The 20,027-nt window shown below is 37.0% G+C and carries 23 protein-coding genes; 1 reads left to right on the top strand and 22 read right to left on the bottom strand.

Going from position 1 to position 20,027, the window contains the following annotated elements:
• Positions 1 to 139 precede the first annotated feature (139 nt).
• The 9 genes from RV17_RS00490 to RV17_RS00450 all read right to left on the bottom strand — a co-directional run bounded on the left by RV17_RS00490 (position 140) and on the right by RV17_RS00450 (position 9,312).
• Positions 140 to 1,279 (bottom strand): cell division protein FtsQ/DivIB, encoded by a 1,140-nt coding sequence (locus RV17_RS00490; protein ID WP_071868213.1) that lies wholly within the window; start codon positions 1,277 to 1,279, stop codon positions 140 to 142.
• A 15-nt stretch (positions 1,280 to 1,294) separates the two neighbouring features.
• Positions 1,295 to 2,386 (bottom strand): undecaprenyldiphospho-muramoylpentapeptide beta-N-acetylglucosaminyltransferase, encoded by a 1,092-nt coding sequence (gene murG / locus RV17_RS00485; protein WP_071868212.1) that lies wholly within the window; start codon positions 2,384 to 2,386, stop codon positions 1,295 to 1,297.
• Between the two features lie 20 nt (positions 2,387 to 2,406).
• Positions 2,407 to 3,768: a UDP-N-acetylmuramoyl-L-alanine--D-glutamate ligase gene (murD, locus tag RV17_RS00480; protein WP_071868211.1), complete on the bottom strand. Its 1,362-nt coding sequence runs from the start codon at positions 3,766 to 3,768 to the stop codon at positions 2,407 to 2,409.
• Between the two features lie 13 nt (positions 3,769 to 3,781).
• A complete protein-coding gene (gene mraY, locus RV17_RS00475; protein WP_071868210.1) occupies positions 3,782 to 4,744 on the bottom strand; it encodes a phospho-N-acetylmuramoyl-pentapeptide-transferase in 963 nt (320 codons plus the stop codon).
• Positions 4,745 to 4,770: 26 nt separating this feature from the next.
• Entirely contained in the window at positions 4,771 to 6,966 is a 2,196-nt protein-coding gene (locus RV17_RS00470) for a penicillin-binding transpeptidase domain-containing protein (protein WP_067480544.1), read from the bottom strand.
• A complete protein-coding gene (gene ftsL / locus RV17_RS00465; protein WP_067480541.1) occupies positions 6,967 to 7,359 on the bottom strand; it encodes a cell division protein FtsL in 393 nt (130 codons plus the stop codon). It abuts the gene before it with no gap.
• A gap of 4 nt (positions 7,360 to 7,363) precedes the next feature.
• Positions 7,364 to 8,326 carry a 16S rRNA (cytosine(1402)-N(4))-methyltransferase RsmH gene (gene rsmH, locus RV17_RS00460; protein ID WP_067480538.1) on the bottom strand — a complete coding sequence of 321 codons (963 nt, stop codon included), beginning with the start codon at positions 8,324 to 8,326 and terminating at the stop codon, positions 7,364 to 7,366.
• 19 nt (positions 8,327 to 8,345) lie between these two features.
• A complete protein-coding gene (gene mraZ / locus RV17_RS00455) occupies positions 8,346 to 8,777 on the bottom strand; it encodes a division/cell wall cluster transcriptional repressor MraZ (protein WP_067481326.1) in 432 nt (143 codons plus the stop codon).
• A 166-nt stretch (positions 8,778 to 8,943) separates the two neighbouring features.
• Positions 8,944 to 9,312, bottom strand: coding sequence for a DUF3397 domain-containing protein (locus RV17_RS00450; protein WP_067480535.1), 369 nt, complete (start codon positions 9,310 to 9,312; stop codon positions 8,944 to 8,946).
• A 352-nt stretch (positions 9,313 to 9,664) separates the two neighbouring features.
• Here RV17_RS00450 and RV17_RS00445 point away from each other — a divergent pair, with 352 nt between their 5' ends.
• Positions 9,665 to 9,781: a DUF4044 domain-containing protein gene (locus RV17_RS00445; RefSeq protein WP_067480532.1), complete on the top strand. Its 117-nt coding sequence runs from the start codon at positions 9,665 to 9,667 to the stop codon at positions 9,779 to 9,781.
• Positions 9,782 to 9,833: 52 nt separating this feature from the next.
• Here the strand turns inward: RV17_RS00445 and recN are convergent, their stop codons facing one another.
• The 13 genes from recN to RV17_RS00380 form a co-directional block, all read right to left on the bottom strand.
• A complete protein-coding gene (gene recN, locus RV17_RS00440; RefSeq protein ID WP_071868209.1) occupies positions 9,834 to 11,522 on the bottom strand; it encodes a DNA repair protein RecN in 1,689 nt (562 codons plus the stop codon).
• A gap of 16 nt (positions 11,523 to 11,538) precedes the next feature.
• Positions 11,539 to 11,988 carry an arginine repressor gene (gene argR, locus RV17_RS00435; protein ID WP_067480526.1) on the bottom strand — a complete coding sequence of 150 codons (450 nt, stop codon included), beginning with the start codon at positions 11,986 to 11,988 and terminating at the stop codon, positions 11,539 to 11,541.
• 81 nt (positions 11,989 to 12,069) lie between these two features.
• The gene (locus tag RV17_RS00430; protein ID WP_071868208.1) at positions 12,070 to 12,888 is read right to left on the bottom strand and encodes a TlyA family RNA methyltransferase; all 819 of its coding nucleotides are present in this window, start codon (positions 12,886 to 12,888) and stop codon (positions 12,070 to 12,072) included.
• Between the two features lie 8 nt (positions 12,889 to 12,896).
• Positions 12,897 to 13,787, bottom strand: coding sequence for a polyprenyl synthetase family protein (locus RV17_RS00425; RefSeq protein ID WP_071868207.1), 891 nt, complete (start codon positions 13,785 to 13,787; stop codon positions 12,897 to 12,899).
• Complete coding sequence (locus RV17_RS00420) at positions 13,787 to 14,011, bottom strand: exodeoxyribonuclease VII small subunit (protein WP_067480516.1); 225 nt, start codon at positions 14,009 to 14,011, stop codon at positions 13,787 to 13,789. Before RV17_RS00420 ends, RV17_RS00425 begins: the two co-directional genes overlap by 1 nt.
• 3 nt (positions 14,012 to 14,014) lie before the next feature.
• On the bottom strand, positions 14,015 to 15,355 hold the full coding sequence (gene xseA, locus RV17_RS00415; RefSeq protein WP_067480513.1) for an exodeoxyribonuclease VII large subunit: 1,341 nt from the start codon (positions 15,353 to 15,355) through the stop codon (positions 14,015 to 14,017).
• Entirely contained in the window at positions 15,356 to 16,210 is an 855-nt protein-coding gene (locus tag RV17_RS00410; RefSeq protein WP_071868206.1) for a bifunctional methylenetetrahydrofolate dehydrogenase/methenyltetrahydrofolate cyclohydrolase, read from the bottom strand.
• A 94-nt stretch (positions 16,211 to 16,304) separates the two neighbouring features.
• Positions 16,305 to 16,754 (bottom strand): transcription antitermination factor NusB, encoded by a 450-nt coding sequence (gene nusB, locus RV17_RS00405; protein WP_071868205.1) that lies wholly within the window; start codon positions 16,752 to 16,754, stop codon positions 16,305 to 16,307.
• Complete coding sequence (locus RV17_RS00400) at positions 16,747 to 17,172, bottom strand: Asp23/Gls24 family envelope stress response protein (protein ID WP_071868204.1); 426 nt, start codon at positions 17,170 to 17,172, stop codon at positions 16,747 to 16,749. The genes nusB and RV17_RS00400 overlap by 8 nt, the downstream gene beginning before the upstream one ends.
• Before the next feature lie 18 nt (positions 17,173 to 17,190).
• The gene (gene efp / locus RV17_RS00395; RefSeq protein ID WP_067480502.1) at positions 17,191 to 17,748 is read right to left on the bottom strand and encodes an elongation factor P; all 558 of its coding nucleotides are present in this window, start codon (positions 17,746 to 17,748) and stop codon (positions 17,191 to 17,193) included.
• A 157-nt stretch (positions 17,749 to 17,905) separates the two neighbouring features.
• Positions 17,906 to 18,970, bottom strand: a complete 1,065-nt coding sequence (locus tag RV17_RS00390) for a M24 family metallopeptidase (RefSeq protein ID WP_071868203.1) — start codon at positions 18,968 to 18,970, stop codon at positions 17,906 to 17,908.
• 195 nt (positions 18,971 to 19,165) lie between these two features.
• Positions 19,166 to 19,411: a GlsB/YeaQ/YmgE family stress response membrane protein gene (locus RV17_RS00385; RefSeq protein ID WP_067480496.1), complete on the bottom strand. Its 246-nt coding sequence runs from the start codon at positions 19,409 to 19,411 to the stop codon at positions 19,166 to 19,168.
• A 134-nt stretch (positions 19,412 to 19,545) separates the two neighbouring features.
• On the bottom strand, positions 19,546 to 19,920 hold the full coding sequence (locus RV17_RS00380; protein WP_067480493.1) for a DUF956 family protein: 375 nt from the start codon (positions 19,918 to 19,920) through the stop codon (positions 19,546 to 19,548).
• Between the last annotated feature and the right edge of the window lie 107 nt (positions 19,921 to 20,027).

The raw sequence follows: 20,027 nt of genomic DNA, 5'->3' as shown, positions 1-20,027 counted from the left end.
CCTCCTACTTACTATTCCATATACAAGCGAACAACTAACGTTCGTTTTTAAATATACTATATTATAGATATTCACTGCTTTCAATTCTACCATAAATTAATAGTTTTTAGAAAGTAGATTATCACTTTTTAAGGTTGTTTTATTGATTTTCGATTGAACTACTTGAAGATGGCGTTGACTCATCAGCTTGTTGGTCTGCTTCAGTTGACTCACCAGACTCTATTTCTGTTGATGTGACAGCATTTTGATTTGTTTCTTCGTCAGCGGAAGTTTCGGTTTGCTCTTCTGTACTATTTGAGTAAGGATAAGAAAAAATTCCAACTTCCATGTCAATCACACCATTTTCTTGCATCTCTTTAGCAACTTGTGGGTAATATTTCATTTGACTAGCCAAATTCGTGATATTCACTAATACCTGATTACCATCGTTCATGTTCATCTGAAGTAAATTTTCATTACTTTCTGTGGGTGCATATTTAATTTCTGAAATGGCTTTTTGTAGCTCAGCAGAAAGTTGATTGTATTGTTTTACCAAGGCCTTAATTTTTGCATCACTTTTGAAGTCTTCAAGAATCGGTAAATTTTTCGTAGGGTTATCTACTTTTTGATCTAAAACAATGCCATTTTCAAGTACAGGATAATACTTGTTTTCAGTAGCAATTAACGCAATATCTTTATATTCCGTGATTGCTAGCTCAAATTGATTGATTGAATGAAAACTAATTTCTGCTGTCTTCACTCGAGGTTGTTCAGTTTTCAATTCTTTTACATGTTGATCTCTGTCCCAATATTGTGTCCACAAATTGTCACCAATTCTTAACTTTGATTCAGCGATCACTGTCTGATTAGAAATGAGCTCATTTCCAGTTACAGTAACTGCTTCTAGCTTACTATATGGTGAAATATAATAAATCAAAAATAACAACGGAATCCCTAAGATTGTTATAATTAATGACAGTCTACGCATCAAGACTTTGTTACGCTGATTTTTCAAATTAGGCAATCGATTTAAGAAAGAACCATTATATGGACCTGTCTGTTTTGTTGACTCTTCTGGTTCAGTCAGAAACGCTGGAAGTTCATCCTTTTCGTCTTCGTTGGACGAATCTTTTGACTGTTCTTCTTGGTTTGTAACAGATTCGTCTGAATCTTCGTGAAGTTTCTCGTCCTTTTTATGATGTTCAGCTAAATACTTTTGGTTGGCCTTTTGCCACGGAGTTAATTCATCTTGGTTATCAGATGAATTGGGTAAATCATTGGGTTCTTTCTTTTTACTCACTAAGACCACCACCTTTTACTTTTTAATAACACTTTGAACCAATTCATATAAACGTTTAGATGCGTCTGGCATCCCTTGTTTTTTTGAAGCCTGTGACATTTGCTGTTGCACTTTTTCGTCTGTCATGATTTCATTGATTGCTCTTCCTAAAGTTTCACCTGTTAACTCGCCATCTGCGATCATTCTTGCAGCACCCGCATTCACTAAGCTTTGCGCATTTTTAGTTTGATGATCATTAGTAACATAAGGACTTGGGATCAAAATTGCTGGTAATCCTAATGCTGTAAATTCTGCAATGGACGTTGCACCTGCTCTTCCTACAAGCAAATCACTACTTGCCATCACTTCAGCCATCTGTCGAATATATGGTTGAATACTGACATTGCTTAGCTTGATAGCACCAACTTGACTTTTAATTTGTTCATAGTAGCGATCTCCTGAAGCGTATAATACTTGGTAACTATCATCATTAAAGCTATCTAGGAAATTCATTACCGCTTCATTCAACTTCAACGCACCTTGGCTTCCACCAAAAATCAGAACTGTTTTTTTATCTGTTGCTAATCCGAAATTAGCTAAAATAGTCGATTTCGGTGTGTCAGCGACTTCCTGTGCGCGAGGATTACCAATCAGACTTGATTTTTCTTCTGGAAAAAATTGTGCTGCATCTTGGAAAGAAAGCGCAATATGGTCAACATAACGACTAAGAAACTTATTGGTAATTCCTGGAACACTATTTTGTTCATGAATGATTGTTGGAATATTCAACTTTGCCGCAGCGTATACAACAGCACCTGATACATATCCACCTGTTCCAATCACCACATCTGGCTGAAAATCTTTCAAGATTTTTTTTGCTTGGCGAATACTTTTCAAAAATAGTTGGACTGTTTTGACATTGTCAAATGACAATTTCCGTTTAAATCCTTGAATTTCTAAAGTATGAAAAGGAATACCAGTCTCTGGAACAATCTTATTTTCTAATCCTCGTTTTGCCCCGACATACATAAACTCAGCATCTTGATCTTGAGATTTCACATAATTAACAAAGGCTAATGCTGGATAGATATGACCACCTGTTCCGCCGCCTGTAACCAAAATTTTCATTTTTATCGCTCGTTTCTTTTCTATTTTAATTTATTGACAGCTTCCATGAAGCGCGTACCACGAATCTCGAAGTTAGGATATTGATCCCAGCTTGCATTAGCTGGAGATAACAAAATAACATCTTCTTCATCACTCAACGCTAATGCTAGTGGTACAGCTGTTTCAACATTTTCTGTTATTTCAATTACTTGAATACCGGCCTTTTGACCAGCTTCAACTAGTTTATGTTTCGTTTCGCCGAACGCAATCAACGCTTTCACATTTTGAAGAGACGGAACTAGTTCATCAAAACTATTACCTCTGTCTAATCCACCAGCTAATAAAATCATTTTTTCTGGAGCAAAACCACTTAGTGCCATTTCCGTTGCTAAGATATTGGTTGCTTTAGAATCGTTATAAAATTTTCTTCCCTGAATTTCTCCTACATATTGAGTGCGATGAGGAACGCCATGGAATAAATGCAGTGTTTGTTTAATTGCTTCCGTCGAGATATCGTATAATTTAGCAACCGTAATTGCCGCCAAAGCATTTTCAATATTGTGCGCACCAGGAACGCCTAAATCTGAAGCATCCATGATTTTTTCTTGATTATAATAAATGATTCCCTCTACGCAATACGCACCTTTTTCCAATACTTCTGTTGTCGAGAAAGGTAAGATCTGTGCTTGCGTCGTTTGAGATAACATTCGTAGTTCTTCCTGGTTCCAATTCAAAATCAAATAATCTTCAGTTGTCATATTTTTTTGAATTTCCCATTTTGCTTTTACATACTCTTCACGTGTTCCATGATAGTCAATATGTGCTTCATAGATATTTGTGATAACTGCTACATTTGGATGAAAGTCTGTAATACCCATTAGTTGAAAACTTGACAATTCCATAACAATTTTATCGTCTGCTTGTGCTTCCTGAGCTACGCTACTTGCTGGATAACCAATATTTCCGGCTAAACGAGCCATTCCCTTGCTTTCTCCAGCATTTAACAGTAATCCCGTCATTGTTGTCGTTGTCGTTTTTCCATTCGTTCCAGTGATACCAATAATTGGACATTCCGCTACCTCGTAAGCTAACTCTACTTCCGTAATTACCGGAATACCCATTTCTTGTGCCTTCGCCACCAATGGATGGTTATAAGGAATACCAGGATTCTTTACCATTACAGAAAAATCTTCATCCAAAAGTTCAATTGGATGACTACCTGTAACTACTTTGATTCCTAAAGCTAATAAATCTTGGGCCTCAGGGTTCTCATCAAATGGTTTTCCGTCGTTAACGGTGACAAGTGCGCCCAATTCATGTAACAATTTGGCCGCACTAAATCCGCTTTTTGCAAGTCCTAAGACTAGGACTTTTTTATTTTCATATGTTGTTATTTTTTTCATTTCCTGTCATCTCCTACCAAACAAGCCATAATGTAATAAGTGAAGTTCCTAAGCTAACTAACCAAAAAACAATATCGATTTTCCATTCAGACCAGCCACTCATTTCAAAGTGATGATGAATTGGTGACATTTTGAAAATTCGTTTCCCAGTTAACTTAAATGAAGCTACTTGTAACATTACACTTGCCGTTTCCATAACATAAATCAAACCAACTAATAACAACGTCCATTCTTGATTTAGCATCATTGAGATTGCTGCTAACAAACCACCTAAAGCCAAAGAACCCACATCACCCATAAAAATTTTCGCAGGTTTGTGATTGTAAGAAAAGAAACCAATTAATCCACCAACGACACTTAAACAAATAATCAAAACATCTAGTTGGTTTTGATGCCAAGCAATAAGGGCATAAGTTGCAAAAGAAATCGTTCCTAGTCCTGCAACTAAGCCATCGATTCCATCCGTCAAATTCACTGCATTTGAGAACCCAACCAACCAGAAAATTGCGAATAGCCCATAGAGAATTCCTAAGCTAATTTCTAATCCAAAAAAGTTAAGTATACCTGGGTAACCTTCTGAACGATAAACGAGATAAAAAGCTACTCCTCCAACAATTTGCCCAATCAATTTTTGAATGGAATTTAATCCCATATTTCTTTTTTTAAAAACTTTAATGAAGTCATCTAAAAAACCAATGGCACCATATAACGCTAAAACAAATAACAAAATAAAGAGTATGGGTGTTAGCTGGTTTTGCCATGCTCCCACCCAGATGCCAGTTAAGATTGCTGCAATTAGGAACACTAAGCCACCCATCGTCGGAGTCCCGGCTTTGATGTTATGCCATTTAGGTCCTTCTTCACGAATCGCCTGTCCTTGTTTTTTCATTTGAAAGTAGCCAATAAACAATGGCATTACTGCAACTGTCATCGCAAAGCTACTCACAATGGGAATTAATGCTTGTGTCCATTCCATGCTTTTTTTCTCTCCTATTTCTTTTCTTACTCTTTTAAAGTAAAGTGTAATTTTTTATCGGTAATTTTTTCATACGGCGCGAGACTTTGCTCGGTACAATAACCATCACCATCAAAAGTGACTTCAATGCCAAGAATTTTGCCTAACTTCATAATATCGGCTTTTGACCAACCAGTAACATCAGGCATCAGTTCATCGCCACCCGTTTGTAGAATCAATTTTTCTCCCAGAATGAGTTTGTCGCCGTTGGAAGTTGATTGCTTGATAACTTTCTTTCCGTTACCAATCACTACTGGCTGTAAGCCGCTCTTTTGCGCATCAGCCGCAGCAATATCTGATTCTAAATTGCGGTAATCAGCAACCACCACTTTTTCTGTTTGATCCGTCGTTTCTTTAGTGTCGCCTTCTGTTTCTTTGAAGTCCATCGCACGTTTCATTAATGGATTTGCAATTTTTGCTAAAGCCATTCGATCATATGTTTTTGGATGTTTCATCGTTAGATAAAGAACATATTCAGGATCTTCTGAAGGAACCATTTCAACGATTGAATAAAGATAAGAAGTATCTCCAACTTGATAACCACCAGAGTCAGAAGCAATCTGTGCTGTACCAGTTTTTGCTGATACGTTATACCCTGGTACAGAATAAACACCATAAGCACTTCCGTAATTTTCACTTTCAACAACATCACGCATATATTCACGTACTTTTTCTGTCGTTTCTTTTGAATATGGTTGTCCTAATACTTCTGTCTGAGTTGTTCGTTCTTCTCCAGTTTGTGGATCAACGATTTTACTGATGAATCTAGGTTGAAGCATCGTTCCATTGTTAGCGATTGAAGAAAATGCCTTCATCATTTGAAAATTAGTTACACCAACTGCTTGACCATATGCACTCATTGCTCGGTCAACAATATTTTCTGTTGGCAATGTGCCTGCATTTTCGTCGTCTAGTCCAGAGTGAGTACTTTGACCAAAGCCAAGTTTTTGAAGATAGTTGTACCAACGTCCACCTAGTCTTTGTTCTAAAATAACCATCCCCACGTTACTTGACCAAGATAGTGCTTGACGCATTGTCAATACACCTTTTTCACCAAAGTCATGGTCATTGATAGTTGCATCAGCCACAGCGATTTTACCAGAAACAAATGTTTCGTTTTCGTTGTACTCGCCTTCTTCGATAGCCGCAGCAGTCGTAAAGACTTTCATTGTCGAACCTGGTTCATACCGATCCTGTACTAAGAAATTACGCCAAACAGCATTTTCGTCATTTAGCCCCTCCATTGTTTCGGGGTTAAAGGTAGGGCGTTGACCCATTGCTACGATTTCACCAGTTTTAGCTTCCATTAAAACAGCAGTCAGCTCTTCAGGTTGATATTCTTGATTGACTTGATCCATCAAAGTTTCTAAATAACTTTGTAATCTACTATCTAGAGTGGTATAGATATCCTGACCATCTTTAGAAGCAACTTCATCAGCAACCGTTCCTGGTAAAGGATTTTGATATTTATCTTTTTGATAAACAATCTTGCCATCTTTCCCAGTTAAAATATCATTATAAGCGGATTCTAATCCCAAACTACCGACTAGCCCATTGCCTTCCTTATTAGGAATTGCAAATCCAATAAAGTGGGAAGAAAACACACCATTTGGATACATGCGAGACTTGTGAGAATCAAAATAAAGACCAGCTAAACCAGCCTTTTTCATTTGTGACTCAATCGTCTGCTTTGTTTCCTGCGTGATATTCTGTCCGTAATTACCAAATTCAACTTGATATAACTCATTATCCGCTCCATTTTGCAAGATTTTTAGTGCGGCATTTTTCTTAATTGATAAATTATCACTTAAAATTGTTGCGATTTTACTAAAATCTTTTTCTTGAGCATAAAGTTTTTTATTTTCAGACGTATATGTTTTTGAAAGAATTGCTTTGATGGAATAAGAGGTCGCATCTTCAGCAATTGCAATACCATTTCGGTCATAGATTGTGCCTCGTTTCGCCTGCACAACTTCACTTCCTCGGTAAAGCTGCTCTGTTTTTTCAGATAACGAAGTACCAGCCACGTGACCACCTATTATAATGTACGAGAAACGGACGGCAAATAAAAAGAACAACCCAATACTCGTAGCAAATAAAATGATACCTACTTTTTTGCGATTGTTCATCGGATTTTGATTTTTCTTTTCCATAAACCGCCGAAATTTATTTTTAAGACTCATTTACTTCACTTTCCTTAAATTGTCGTCATTAATTGACAATCCTTTTTCTTCTGCGATTTGTTTTACGCGTTCTGTACGCGAAAGTTCATTCTTTTCTTGTTCCAAAGTTGTTTTTTCTGTTTTCTTTTCAGTAATATCCGTTTGGATCGAAGTAATTGCTTGTTCAGCACCACTAATGTTGGTTCTTAACATAATTGTCAAAACGGACAAAGAAATTAGCATAACAATTAAACCACTGATAACTAATTTTTCTAAATTAGAAATTCGTTTCAATCGTCTAGCAGGTGATTGAGGTAGAACAACTTCTTGACTAGAATCTGGCAGTTGTTCAGCTTGATCCACCATGTCGGGGAAATCATATGGATATTCATGTGCTCTTTTTAGTTCTGCCATTATTCTACTCCTCTGTCACTCGTATTTTTTCCGCAATTCGCAGTTTTGCACTACGTGAACGATTGTTTTCTGCTAATTCTTCTTCTGATGGAAGGATTGGCTTTCTAGTGATTACTTTTAATTCCGGTTGAAACTCCTCAGGAACAACTGGTAATCCTGGTGGTAGATCTCTAACTGTACTGTATTCTTTGAATAAACTTTTAACGATTCGATCTTCTAATGAATGGAACGTAATCGCACTGATTCGACCATTTAATTTCAATAATTTGATTGCTTGTTCTAAAGAAGTTTCTTCTGCTCCAAGTTCATCATTTACCGCAATTCGAACTGCTTGGAAAATTCTTTTTGCAGGATGACCACCTTTTCTCCTAGCTGGGGCTGGAATCACACGTTTGATGATTTCAACTAATTCGCCAGTTGTTTCGATTGGCTTTTCTTTTCGTACACGCTCAATTTCACGAGCGATTTGTTTCGAAAATTTTTCTTCGCCATAACGAAAGAAAATTTTTACCAGTTCTTGATAAGAATATTCATTGATAACATGAAAAGCAGAAATTGGTGCTGACTGATCCATCCGCATATCTAATGGTGCATCCTGGTGGTAACTAAACCCACGTTCGGCCTCATCTAATTGAGGTGAAGAAACACCTAAATCATACAAAATCCCATCGACTTCTGTCACTTCTCGTTCAGCTAACTGAAGTTCTAACTCCCTAAAATTAGCCTTGATAAAAGTAACCATTCCTTTTTCAACATATGGCGCTAACCGTTGTTTTGCATGGTCAATTGCCTTTTGATCCTGATCAAAAGCATAAAGATGCCCATCGGTGTTCAATTGGCTTAGTAAATATTCACTATGTCCGGCACCGCCTAAAGTACAGTCTACATAAGTCCCGTTTGGTTTAATGTTTAAGCCATTTACGGTTTCCTTCAACATGACTGTATAGTGTTGAAATGTTTCAGTCATTGGTCAGCCTCTTCCTATTCTATAGTCCAAAATCAATCATATTTTCAGCAATTTCATCGAAGTTACTCTCAGCTTCATCAGAAAATGTTTGCCAACGTGATTCGTCCCAAATTTCGATTCGATTTGAAACACCAATCACTACGCATTCTTTTTCTAGACTTGCATGACTTCTCAAAGTGCTGGGAATGTTGATACGACCTTGTTTATCAAGTTCGCATTCAGTGGCAGCCGAATAAAAAAACCGCACAAAAGTACGTGCATCTTTTTTGGTTAACGGCATTTCGCTAAGCTTATCTTCTAAGTTTTCCCACTCGCTCATTGGATAGCCAAAAAGACAGCCATCTAAGCCACGAGTTAGTACGAACTTTTCACCAAGCTCATCACGAAGTTTTGAAGGCACGATCAAACGACCTTTTGTGTCAATATTATGCCGATATTCGCCCATAAACATTGAAACTACCCCCATTCCTCCACTAACTAAAATTAGTCTACCACAATCCCCCACTTTCTACCACCTTTTCTGGAAAATCTGAGACGAACTTTTTTTACATTAACTATTTTTTAAAAAATCAAGCTGCGAAAAATCTTTTAAAAGACTTTCCACAGCTTTTTTGACGTTATAAATAACTCACAATGTTGAACACAATGAGCACTAAATACAAAATGATTGTTAGCAAAAAAGTTAACCGCCACGTCATTTTCAGATAACGTGAATAAACAATTTCTTCATAATAGTATGCCTGAAAAACTGCAATACAAATTCCTAAAAGTAGTACAGAAATAATAAAAAAGGGTAAAACTGAAATTGTGCCCATATTTCTTGAGAGTTCATGCATTCCTCCCCACAGAAATGGGACAGATAAATCAGGAGCCTTTAAATTAAAGCGGCGATTCAATGCAAAGATTCGCACTAAAAATTGGCAACCAAATAAAACGATTGCCGGAAAGATATACCAAAATAATACAATTGGTGTAAAAGTACCCATGTGATGAAAACTCCTTCTTTCTAATTGCTCTAAGTATACTGCAAATACTTTACACAACTATTTCATTTTATTTAATTTATTGTGATTATCATTTTCAGACCATCACTTTTGTTTCTTGTCTATTACAGTCAGATTATTTTTATAGTAGAAACTAGTAAATAACTTGACAGCTGTTACTAATTAGACAACATCTAAAAAAGAGCTTATCATAATTTTCATCTGTGAACCACCGTTTTAAAAAGTCATTCTTAAATATTTTATTTTTAACAACGAAAAATTTACTTCGTAACTTGAACAAAAACACAAAAGGTTGTACACTATTGCTAATGAATCTAACTTAAGGATGAACGCGATGAATAATAAAAAGCAAACAAGTACTTTTTCTAAAGTAACAAAAGTAGTGATTTGGACAATGCTGATTTTAACTGTTGGCTCAGTTGTACTAACTGCTGTAATGAGCGTATTATAAAAAAGAAGCACCAGCTATTCTCTTGCTTTCAAGAGAGAGCTGGTGCTCTTTTTTATTTATTATGATTTTTTTTTGCCATTTTCAATAACTCTTTGGCATGCTCAATCGTCAATGGCGTAATTTCACTTCCAGCTAGCATCCGAGCAATTTCTTCAATTCTTTGTGGTTCAGCAAGTTCTGAAACTGAAGTTTGTGTTCGACCTGCAACAACATCTTTCACAATATAGTATTGGTAATCAGCAACCGCTGCAACTTGCGGAAGATGCGTGATACACAAAACTTGAGAATATTTTGAAATCTGCGCAATTTTGTCTGCGATTGCTTGCGCCACTCGACCGCTTACCCCAGTATCTACCTCATCAAAAATAATACTTGTCACGCCTTGTTCCGAAGAAAAAATCGTTTTTAACGCTAATAACATTCGCGATAATTCTCCTCCAGAAGCAACTTTCACTAAAGGTTTTAATGGTTCACCAGGATTTGTCGTTATGTAAAATTCAACTTGGTCAAATCCATTTTGGTCAAAGGTTGTTTCTTGTTTAGCAAAACGAACTTCAAACTCTGTATTTTCCATGTACAACCCTTTTAGTTCTTGTAAAATTGACGTCTCAAGTTCCTTAGCAATTTTTTGTCGTTGCTCACGCAAAATCATCGCTTGCTGATGAAGTTCTGTTGCCTTTTCTTCGAGTTCTTTTTTCATTTTCTCTAACTGACCCTCAGAAAAATCAGAGTCACCTAACTCTTTGGTGATATCCTCATAGTAAGTTAAGATTGCTTCAATTGACTCGCCATATTTTCGTTTCAATTGACGGATTACTTCTAATCGCTGATTTACCTCTTCCAAGCGATTATCATCAAGTTCCAAATGATCAATTTGACGACTCATATCTCCAACTGCATCTTGTAACAAGTAGTACGCATTTTGAATGTTCTCAAAAATCGCTTCATACTCTGGATCTAAATGTGCAATCCCCTGCATTTCTGAAACCGCTCGTCCAATTCCATCCACGCTACTCTGCTCACCATTATCCAGCGCGCCATATCCAGCATTCAAGCTATCCACGATTTTCTGATAATTACTTAATTTATCGCGTTCCTCAACTAATCGTTCTTCTTCACCTAGTTGAAGCTTCGCAGCCGCAATCTCTTCTTGCTGAAAATGAAGCATATCCATACGCTGAACAAAAGACTTCTCATTTTGCTGAACTTTTCGCACTTTAGCTTCTAACGTTCGATAATGTCCGTATAATTTTTGATACATTTTTTTCTTCTGTTGGAAGGCTGTATCACCGAATCGATCTAGTAAGATTAAATGTGATTCAGGCTGTAATAGTTCTTGATGTTCATTTTGTCCTTGAATATCAACTAAAAAAGCGCCAATTCGTCGTAAATTTGCCAAAGTCACAATGTGTCCATTGACGCGACAAATATTTTTACCTGTCAAAGCCATATCTCGTCGAACGATTAGGTTATCTTCATCTGATTCAATTCCTAATTCTTCCATTAAATCAGAAAATCCCGGCTGTTTAGGCAACTCAAAAAGGCCTTCAAGAATACACTTATCTGCACCTTGACGAATATAATCACTTGAGCCGCGATCACCTGCTAGTAATCCCAAAGCATCAATGATGATTGATTTCCCAGCTCCAGTTTCGCCAGTTAGTGCCGTCATCCCTTCGTGAAAAGACAATTGCAACTCGGGAATAATCGCAAAGTTGGTAATACTAATTTCTTGTAACACAGCAATCACCCCTTAATTACAAGTAATGTAAGAAATCTTTTTTTAATGACACTGCATCTTCTTCTGTGCGTGTAATCATCAAAACATTATCGTCATCATTAATGATCGAAAATAGTTCTTTCTTGTAGCACTTATCGATTAGGTTCGCCGCTGCAGAAGCATTCCCAGGTAATGTTTTCAAAATGACAAATTTTTCCATCTGATCCACTGCAACAAAAGCATCTTTTAAAATTTTTTCTAATTTTGTTTGAACATCTTCACTTGTTTCTGCCGGCAAACTATAACGATAACCACCATCAGAAGCAGGAACTTTAATCAACTTTAGTTCTTTAATATCCCGAGAAATAGTGGCTTGAGTCACAGAAATTCCTTTGTTTTTCAAAATTTCGACAAACTCTTCTTGTTTCCGGATATCACGTTCGCTCAATAATCGAGTAATCAAACGGTGTCGATCTTTTTTTCTCATTGCTTTTCGCTCCTTAGCTCATTCTTCTTGTTAATGATAGCTTATTTTTCCGGCTTAAGAAAGAAGAAATCTGCAAACCGCTTACTTTTGTTCAAATTGTTCATGTGCCTTAGTGACAACTGCTGAAATATCAATTGTCGGACTCATTGTTCCTTTACCAGAAACTTTTTGGAGATGTGCCAAGAATTCGATGTTTCCTTCGCCACCTGTAATTGGTGAGAAACTCAGTTCTAAGACATCGTAACCACTCGCCATTGCAAAAACTAATGTGTCTTCGATTACTTTTTGGTGCGTTTGAGCATTTCGAACAATTCCATTTTTCCCGACGGCTTCTCTGCCAGCTTCAAATTGAGGCTTAATCAGCGTAACGACTTCTCCCTGATCGGCCAGAATTGCATGTAGAGGCGGTAACATTAATTTCAGTGAAATAAAAGAAACATCAATCACTGCTACTTCTGGTACGCCCTGTTCAAAATCTTCTGGTTTTGAGTAACGAAAGTTGACGCGCTCCATCACGACTACTCGTGGATCTTGACGAATTTTCCAAGCAAGTTGGTTGTACCCAACATCTAAGGCGTAGCTCATTTTTGCACCATTTTGTAATGCCGCGTCTGTGAATCCTCCAGTAGAAGCACCAATATCTAATAAAATTTTATCTTGAACAGTTAGATCAAAAGCTTTTAAAGCTTTTTCTAGTTTAAGACCACCACGAGAAACATACGGTAATTTTTTCCCTTTGATTTTCAACTCATTCGTTACAGGAATCTTTTCACCCGGTTTATCAAAGCGTTCATTCTTTTCGTTATAAATTAACCCAGCCATGACAGAGCGTTTTGCTTGTTCTCTTGTTTCAAAAAGTCCTTGTTTAACGGCCAAAACGTCTACACGTTCTTTTTCCATTTTTTTCCTCATTTCTCCATATCAAATTGTCTGATTAATTGACGTAGCAACTCGCCATCAAATACTAAAACATCTTTTTCTAACTGTGTAACCAATTCATTGGCTTGTTGGATTTCATTTGCTAAAGCTGCATACGTTTTTTCAATTCCTAGTAAACGCGGATACGTATTTTTTCCTTCTTGCGCATCTTTACCAGCTGTCTTACCTAATTTTTCGGTTGTACTCACCACATCTAATAGATCATCCCGAATTTGAAAAGCAAGTCCGAGATGTCCAGCCAATTTTTGTAAACACATCAAAACTTCTTCTGGCTGATTAGCTAAAACACCACCTGCTAACAACGCATAGCGAATCAAGCGACCTGTTTTTCGTTCATGGACAAAGGCAAGTTCTTCTATAGTCAATTCTTGTTTTTCACCTAAAATATCTGCCGTTTGCCCGGCTACCATTCCTTGAGCCCCACTATTACTTGCCAATTGTTGAATAAGCAATAACTTTTTTAAGGGTTCTAGTTGTGTCAAACTAATTAATTGAAACGCCCCTGTCAACAGGCCATCTCCAGCCAAAATAGCAATTGCTTCACCAAAAACTTTATGGTTTGTCGGTTTTCCTCTACGTAAATCATCATTGTCCATTGCAGGTAGATCATCATGGATTAATGAGTACGTATGAACCATTTCAAGAGCCCCTGCTACTTGATATATGGGAGTAGATAATGTTTCACCAAAGGAACTTGCTGTCGCTAAAAGTAGTAATGGTCTAATTCGTTTTCCACCAGCATTAATCGAATAAAGCATACTCTCTTTCAATGCTTCATCAGTTGTATATTCCATTAAAAATTGGGTGATTTCTTGTTCAACCATCGGTAAATTGGTTGCTGAAAATTCGGTTAATTGCATCAAGCTTCCTCGCTCTCACCAAAAGCAACTTCTTCGTTTGTTTCAGTCATCATCTTAGTCAAGGTTTCTTCTGCTTTTGTCAGTGTATCTTGACATTGTTTACTTAGTTCCATTCCGCGTTTAAATGCGTCTAATGCTTTTTCCAAAGGTACATCGCCTTGCTCTAATTGCACAACGATTTTTTCTAATTCTTGCAATGATTCTTCAAATGTTGGATTTTCCATCGGTTATTCTCCTTCTTCGATTTCTTGGACTTTTGTAATAACTTGCCCATCTTGGTAGTGAACAGTCAGTAGTTCTCCTTGTTGGATTTCTGTCACACTTTTAGCTACTTGATTATTAGGTAATGTCGTATAGCTGTAACCTCGGCCCATGATTTTCAACGGGCTTAGTAAATCAAGGGACTGAACAGCTGTTTGAAAATGGCTTTTTTGTTGTTGCATATATTGTTCCATTTTTTCTTTCAAACGCTGTTGTAGATAATCGGTTTCTTGCTTAGCTGTTTTTACACGATAATCAGGAGCTACTTGTTCGAGCTGATGTTTAAGAGAAATAACTTGCTTTTCCTTTTCATAATAAACTTGTTGCGCGGCTTGTTGTAAACGTTGCTTGAAGTGATCTAATTTGATTGTTTGTCCTTCATACAGGCGTTCTGGTTGTCTGAAAACATACGACTGTCTCGAATGTTCAAAACGCTGTTGTTTCGTTTGAATTTGACGCGAAAAAGCTTGCTCTAATCGGGCTTGTCGTTCTTTGATTTTCAACAATACTTCTGATAAAACCGGCACCGCTAATTCAGCTGCTGCCGTTGGGGTTGCAGCCCGCACATCTGCAACTAAATCAGCAATCGTTGTATCTGTTTCATGCCCGACAGAAGAGATAATCGGCGTATTTGCCGCATAAATCGCCCTGGCTACCCGTTCTTCATTAAAAGGCCAAAGATCTTCAATTGATCCCCCACCGCGACCAATTATCATCGTATCAAAATTGCCTAGCGCTTCCACTCGTTCAATATTTTTCACAACATCGTCTGCCGCCTGATTGCCCTGAACTACAGTCGGAAACAATACTAACTGCGCAATTGGATAACGTCTTTTCACCGTCGTAATAATATCCCGAATAACTGCACCGCTAGGACTAGTTAGGACAGCAATTCGCTTAGGAAAACGAGGTAGCGGTTTTTTAGGTCCTTGAAACAGACCTTCTTTCATCAATTTTTCTTTTCTTTCTTCTAGCGCTTGATACAGCGCACCGACACCATCTGGTTCCATATGCTCCACATAGATTTGGTAAGAACCACCAGCTTCATAAAGTGAAATTCGACCGACGACTAAAACCTTCATTCCCTCTTTTGGTTGGAATTTAAGTTTTTGAAACGCGCCTTTAAACATAATTGCCGAGATTTTTGCATGATCGTCTTTCAAGCTGAAATATTGATGCGCGTTTGCCCGCAGGCGAAAGTTAGAAATTTCGCCAGTCAAATACACTCGTTCCAAATAAGGATCTAAATCAAATTTTCTTTTTAGATATTTAGTCAACGACGTTACTGTTAAATATTCTTGCGTCATTTACTCACCTGCTCCAAAAGCTTCAGCAGACTTAACTGTTTGATACATCAACATTGTAATGGTCATTGGCCCAACACCTCGAGGTACTGGCGTGATATAGCTTGCTAATGGCTCGACTTCATCAAACTTGACATCCCCAATTAGTTTGCCTTCTTCATTTCGATTCATTCCCACATCAATTACTACTGCACCTGGTTTGATAAATTCTTTTGTTACAAAATGACCGCGTCCAATCGCAACAACTAAAATATCTGCCTCACGCGCAAGTGCTGGTAAGTCTTTTGTTTTTGAATGTGCAATGGTAACTGTCGCATCTGCCATCAATAATAACTGTCCCATTGGCTTACCAACGATATTACTACGCCCAATTACAACGGCTCGCTTCCCAGCAGGATCAATCGAGTAAGCTTCAAACATTTTCATAATTCCATATGGTGTACAAGGAATCATGTCTGGATCACCAGCAAATAAACGACCAAGATTCATTGGGTGGAATCCATCGACATCTTTTTCAGGTCGGATTGCCAATAATACTTGTTCTTCGTTGATATGTTTTGGTAGAGGTAATTGTACTAAGATTCCATGGAATAATGGATCTTGATTATATTTTTCAATTTCTAAAAGTAATTCTTCTTCAGAAATGGTTTCTGGATAACGTTCTACTTTTGAGTGGATACCAATTTCTTTTGCAACTCGTTCTTTATTTCGAACATAAACTTGACTTGCTTGGTTTTCTCCTACTAATAAAACAACTAGACCAGGATGGATACCAACTTCATTGAGTTCATGCACTTTTTCAGCAATTTCTGTTTGCATTTTTTCTGCTAATTCTTTTCCATTGATTGTGACTGCCATAGAACCACTCCCTGAACTTTTTGTCTTTTTATTCTACCATAGAATTTGATTACCCAATAACAATGATTTTTATTTCTCAAAAAAAAGCTAGGGCCTATGCCCCAGCTTCCATTTCATTTAAAATATTGGATAATACGCCGTTCACAAATTTGCGTGAACGATCATCACTAAATGTTTTCGTTAACTCGATTGCTTCATTTAAAGCAACTGGAGCTGGAACATCGGTCACATATTTCATTTCAAAGATTGCAATGCGCAAGATAACTAAATCCATTTTTGAAATTCGATTGATACGCCAATTATTTTTTAAATGTTTTTCAATCATTTGATCTAATTCATCTTTTTTCGCACACACACCACCAACTAGTGTGTCCAGATAAACCGGAACAAATTCTGATTCTTCCTCATTAATCAATTCACGCTGATCTAACTCAATTGCATGCATGATTGCATCTTCTTTTGTTAAATCTGCATTGAAATCTAGTGGAAATAGTGCTTGCAACGCCATTTCACGAATCTTATGTCTTGATATTTCTTTATTCATTTTCGTCCTCATCGTCTTCAAAAAGTTCTTCCAGTGCGGGTTGTTCTAATTTTTCAGGTACCACTGCTACCACGTGAATATTCACTTCAGCTAAAGCCACGTCTGTCATAAATAAAACTTGTTGGACAACACGTTCTTGCATCTCCATTGCCACTTTGGGAACCGATACTCCGTATTCTAAATAGCAATAAATATCTACTTTTAAGCCATCTTCTTCATTCGCAAGATAGACACCTTTACCATGAGCTGCGCGACCCAATAGTTCAGTTACATTGCTAGCAAAAGTACCACGCATGCCATATACACCTTCTACTTTAGAAGCTGCAATTCCAATAATTACTTCAATAACTTCAGGAGCAATAACAATTTCTCCTAAATCTTGATTTGCGTTTAAGACAAGATTTTTTTCTTCTGCCATTTTTCTTCCTCCTTTTACCTAAGCACGAGATACATATGAACCGTCTCCGGTATTAACAATCAGTTTATCTCCTTGGTTCACAAAGAAAGGTACATTAACCGTTAACCCAGTTTCCATAATTGCTGGTTTCGTTCCGCCAGAAGATGTATCTCCTTTGATGTTCGGATCCGTTTCAGCAACCTCGAGAATAACTGTATTGGGTAACTCAAGACCTAAAATTTCTGTGTCGTACATGATAATGTTAACTTCCATGTTTTCTAAAATATACTTCAATTCATCTTTAATCTGTTCTTCAGGAATTTCAATTTGTTCATAGGTTTCTAAATCCATGAAAACATGGCTTCCTGCACTTTCATAAAGATATTGCATTTTTCGATTACTGATTTGAGCTTTTGCTACTTTTTCTCCAGCACGAAAAGTTTTTTCCTGTACGCCGCCTGTACGCAAGTTTTTTAATTTTGAACGAACAAATGCAGCACCTTTTCCTGGCTTAACATGTTGGAATTCAATCACTCGCCAAATCCCGCCATCCACTTCAATTGTTAGTCCTGTTTTGAAATCATTTACAGAAATCATAAATAGCCTCCTAATTCTTTACGGAGAAAAACTCCCAGCTCTGCTATCTTCTACATGCGTAAAAGTCCTTCTATAGTGTATCACTAAATCTAGCTATTTTCTATAACAAAAGTCGGTGTGCCAAGCAGGAAAAGAAATTTTTAAACATCGGGTGAAACTATAGAATAATCAATTCTTTTGGTGAGTGAGTCAGCACACGATTTCCCTCTTTTGTAATTAATAAATCATCTTCAATTCGAACGCCACCAATTCCTGGCAAGTAAATTCCAGGCTCATCAGTGATAACATTTCCAGGAACAAATTGTTTTTCTGCACGAGAAGAAACATTTGGACCTTCATGAATTTCTAACCCGATACCATGTCCAGTCGAATGACCGAACGCTTCACCGTACCCATATTTTGTAATATAGTCACGTGCTACCGCATCTAGTTGAATACCTGTAAGCCCAGGTTTTGCTGCATCTAAGACAGCAAGCTGTGCATCTAACACGATTTGATAGATTTCTTTTAACTTTTCACCAGGATCACCAATAGCAAACGTCCGAGTCATATCAGAAACATATCCTTGATAATAACAACCAAAGTCCAACGTAATCAAGTCACCTTGCTCGATTACTTTTTCACTCGCTACACCATGAGGCATGGCTGAACGTAACCCACTGGCAACAATCGTATCAAACGAAACGCTCGTTGCACCTAACGAACGCATGTAGAAATCAACCTGATTTGCTACTTCGATCTCAGTCATTCCTGGTCGAATCATTTTTAGAATATGGTCATAAGCCATATCAGCAATGCTACATGCTTTTTCAATAATCGCGATCTCTTCTTCGTCTTTTACTTCGCGTAACTCTTCAATCATTCCACTAACTGGGATCAATTCTGCATTGATAATTTCTTCTAACACAGAATATTCTAAGAAGGATACCGTTGTTTCTTCGAACGCTAAAGCATTTAAGTTTTCTCTTTTCACTAAATCAGCTACTTCATCAAAAATCGGGCCAACGTTTTTAATAATTTCAAAACCTTGTGCTTGATTAGCAGCTTGTTCTGTGTAACGGAAATCTGTAATAAAGAATGCTTTGTCCAACGTGATAACTGCTAAACCAGTAGTACCTGTGAAATTGGTCAAGTAACGAAGGTTATAGGGACTTGTAACTAAAAATGAATCCAAATTTTCTTCTTGCATTTTTTTGCGTAGTTTTTCAACACGTACCATCATCAATAAAATCCTTCTTTCTTTACTTTCTTTTTTCTATTATAGCAAATTATTGTTGTTTCTCGTATGAATATGAATGAAAAAAATTTGTTAACTTTCTTTCCTCAGCAAAAAGAAAAAAGAATTTGTTCAGCAAACGCCAAACAAATTCTTTTCCAACAAAAAACAATCGAATCATTGCTTTTTCTATTTAAAAACTTATGCTTTTTTCCCAAAGAAAAATGAAACAACTGCAACTAAAATAACTGCGCCTAAAATTGAAGGCACAATCGCCATGCCTGCAGCACTTGGTCCCCAGTCGCCAAAAATCGCTTGACCAATACTTGAACCAATCAATCCTGCGATGATATTTGTAATGCAGCCCATTGAATTTCCTCTGTTTGTGATGGCGCCAGCAATTGCTCCAATAATTGCGCCAACGATTAGTGTCCATAACCAACCCATAATCTAACCCCCTTCTTTACAAGATAATTTTATCATAATGATTTTCTTACGAGCAAATGATTGAATTTTACTCCAAGAACAAAACAGAAAAAGAACGAGTAACTTTTCCTAACAGAAAAATCACTCGTTCTTTTTTATTTACGTTTAAAGATATTGCGAACGCCTCTCTTAACAACATCAAAGAGACTCAAAGATTTGACCATGTGATCAGGATCAACATAATTACGGACTGCTCTTAAAACGACTTTTGGTTTTTTTGATGAAAAAGAGTACGTACCATTTCTTTTTGTTTGAATAGCATACCGAGGTATCCATTTACCCTTAAACATTACAGAAGCAATCACGTAATCGACTTCTTCCCAAGGGATTTGAACAAACTTGCGTGCATCTCTTTCATTATAAAATTCAAACCCTTTATCACCAATCATGATTTTCCCATATTCAGTAATTCCTAAATAAGAAGTAGCATTGACTGTTAAATCGACTTTTGTATTGATTGATTGTACCATGCTAATATTAACTCCATTCAAGTTATTCTCTGTTCCAACAGAACAAAATGCTCGTCAGTATCATTACAATTATAGACATTTCTAAAAAATAAAGCAATGCAGGATGA

This window comes from Enterococcus thailandicus (genome assembly GCF_001886265.1).
GTDB classification, from domain to species: Bacteria; Bacillota; Bacilli; order Lactobacillales; family Enterococcaceae; genus Enterococcus_B; species Enterococcus_B thailandicus.
Note: the sequence above shows the minus strand (reverse complement) of the source record. Positions and strands in the feature narration are given on the sequence as shown.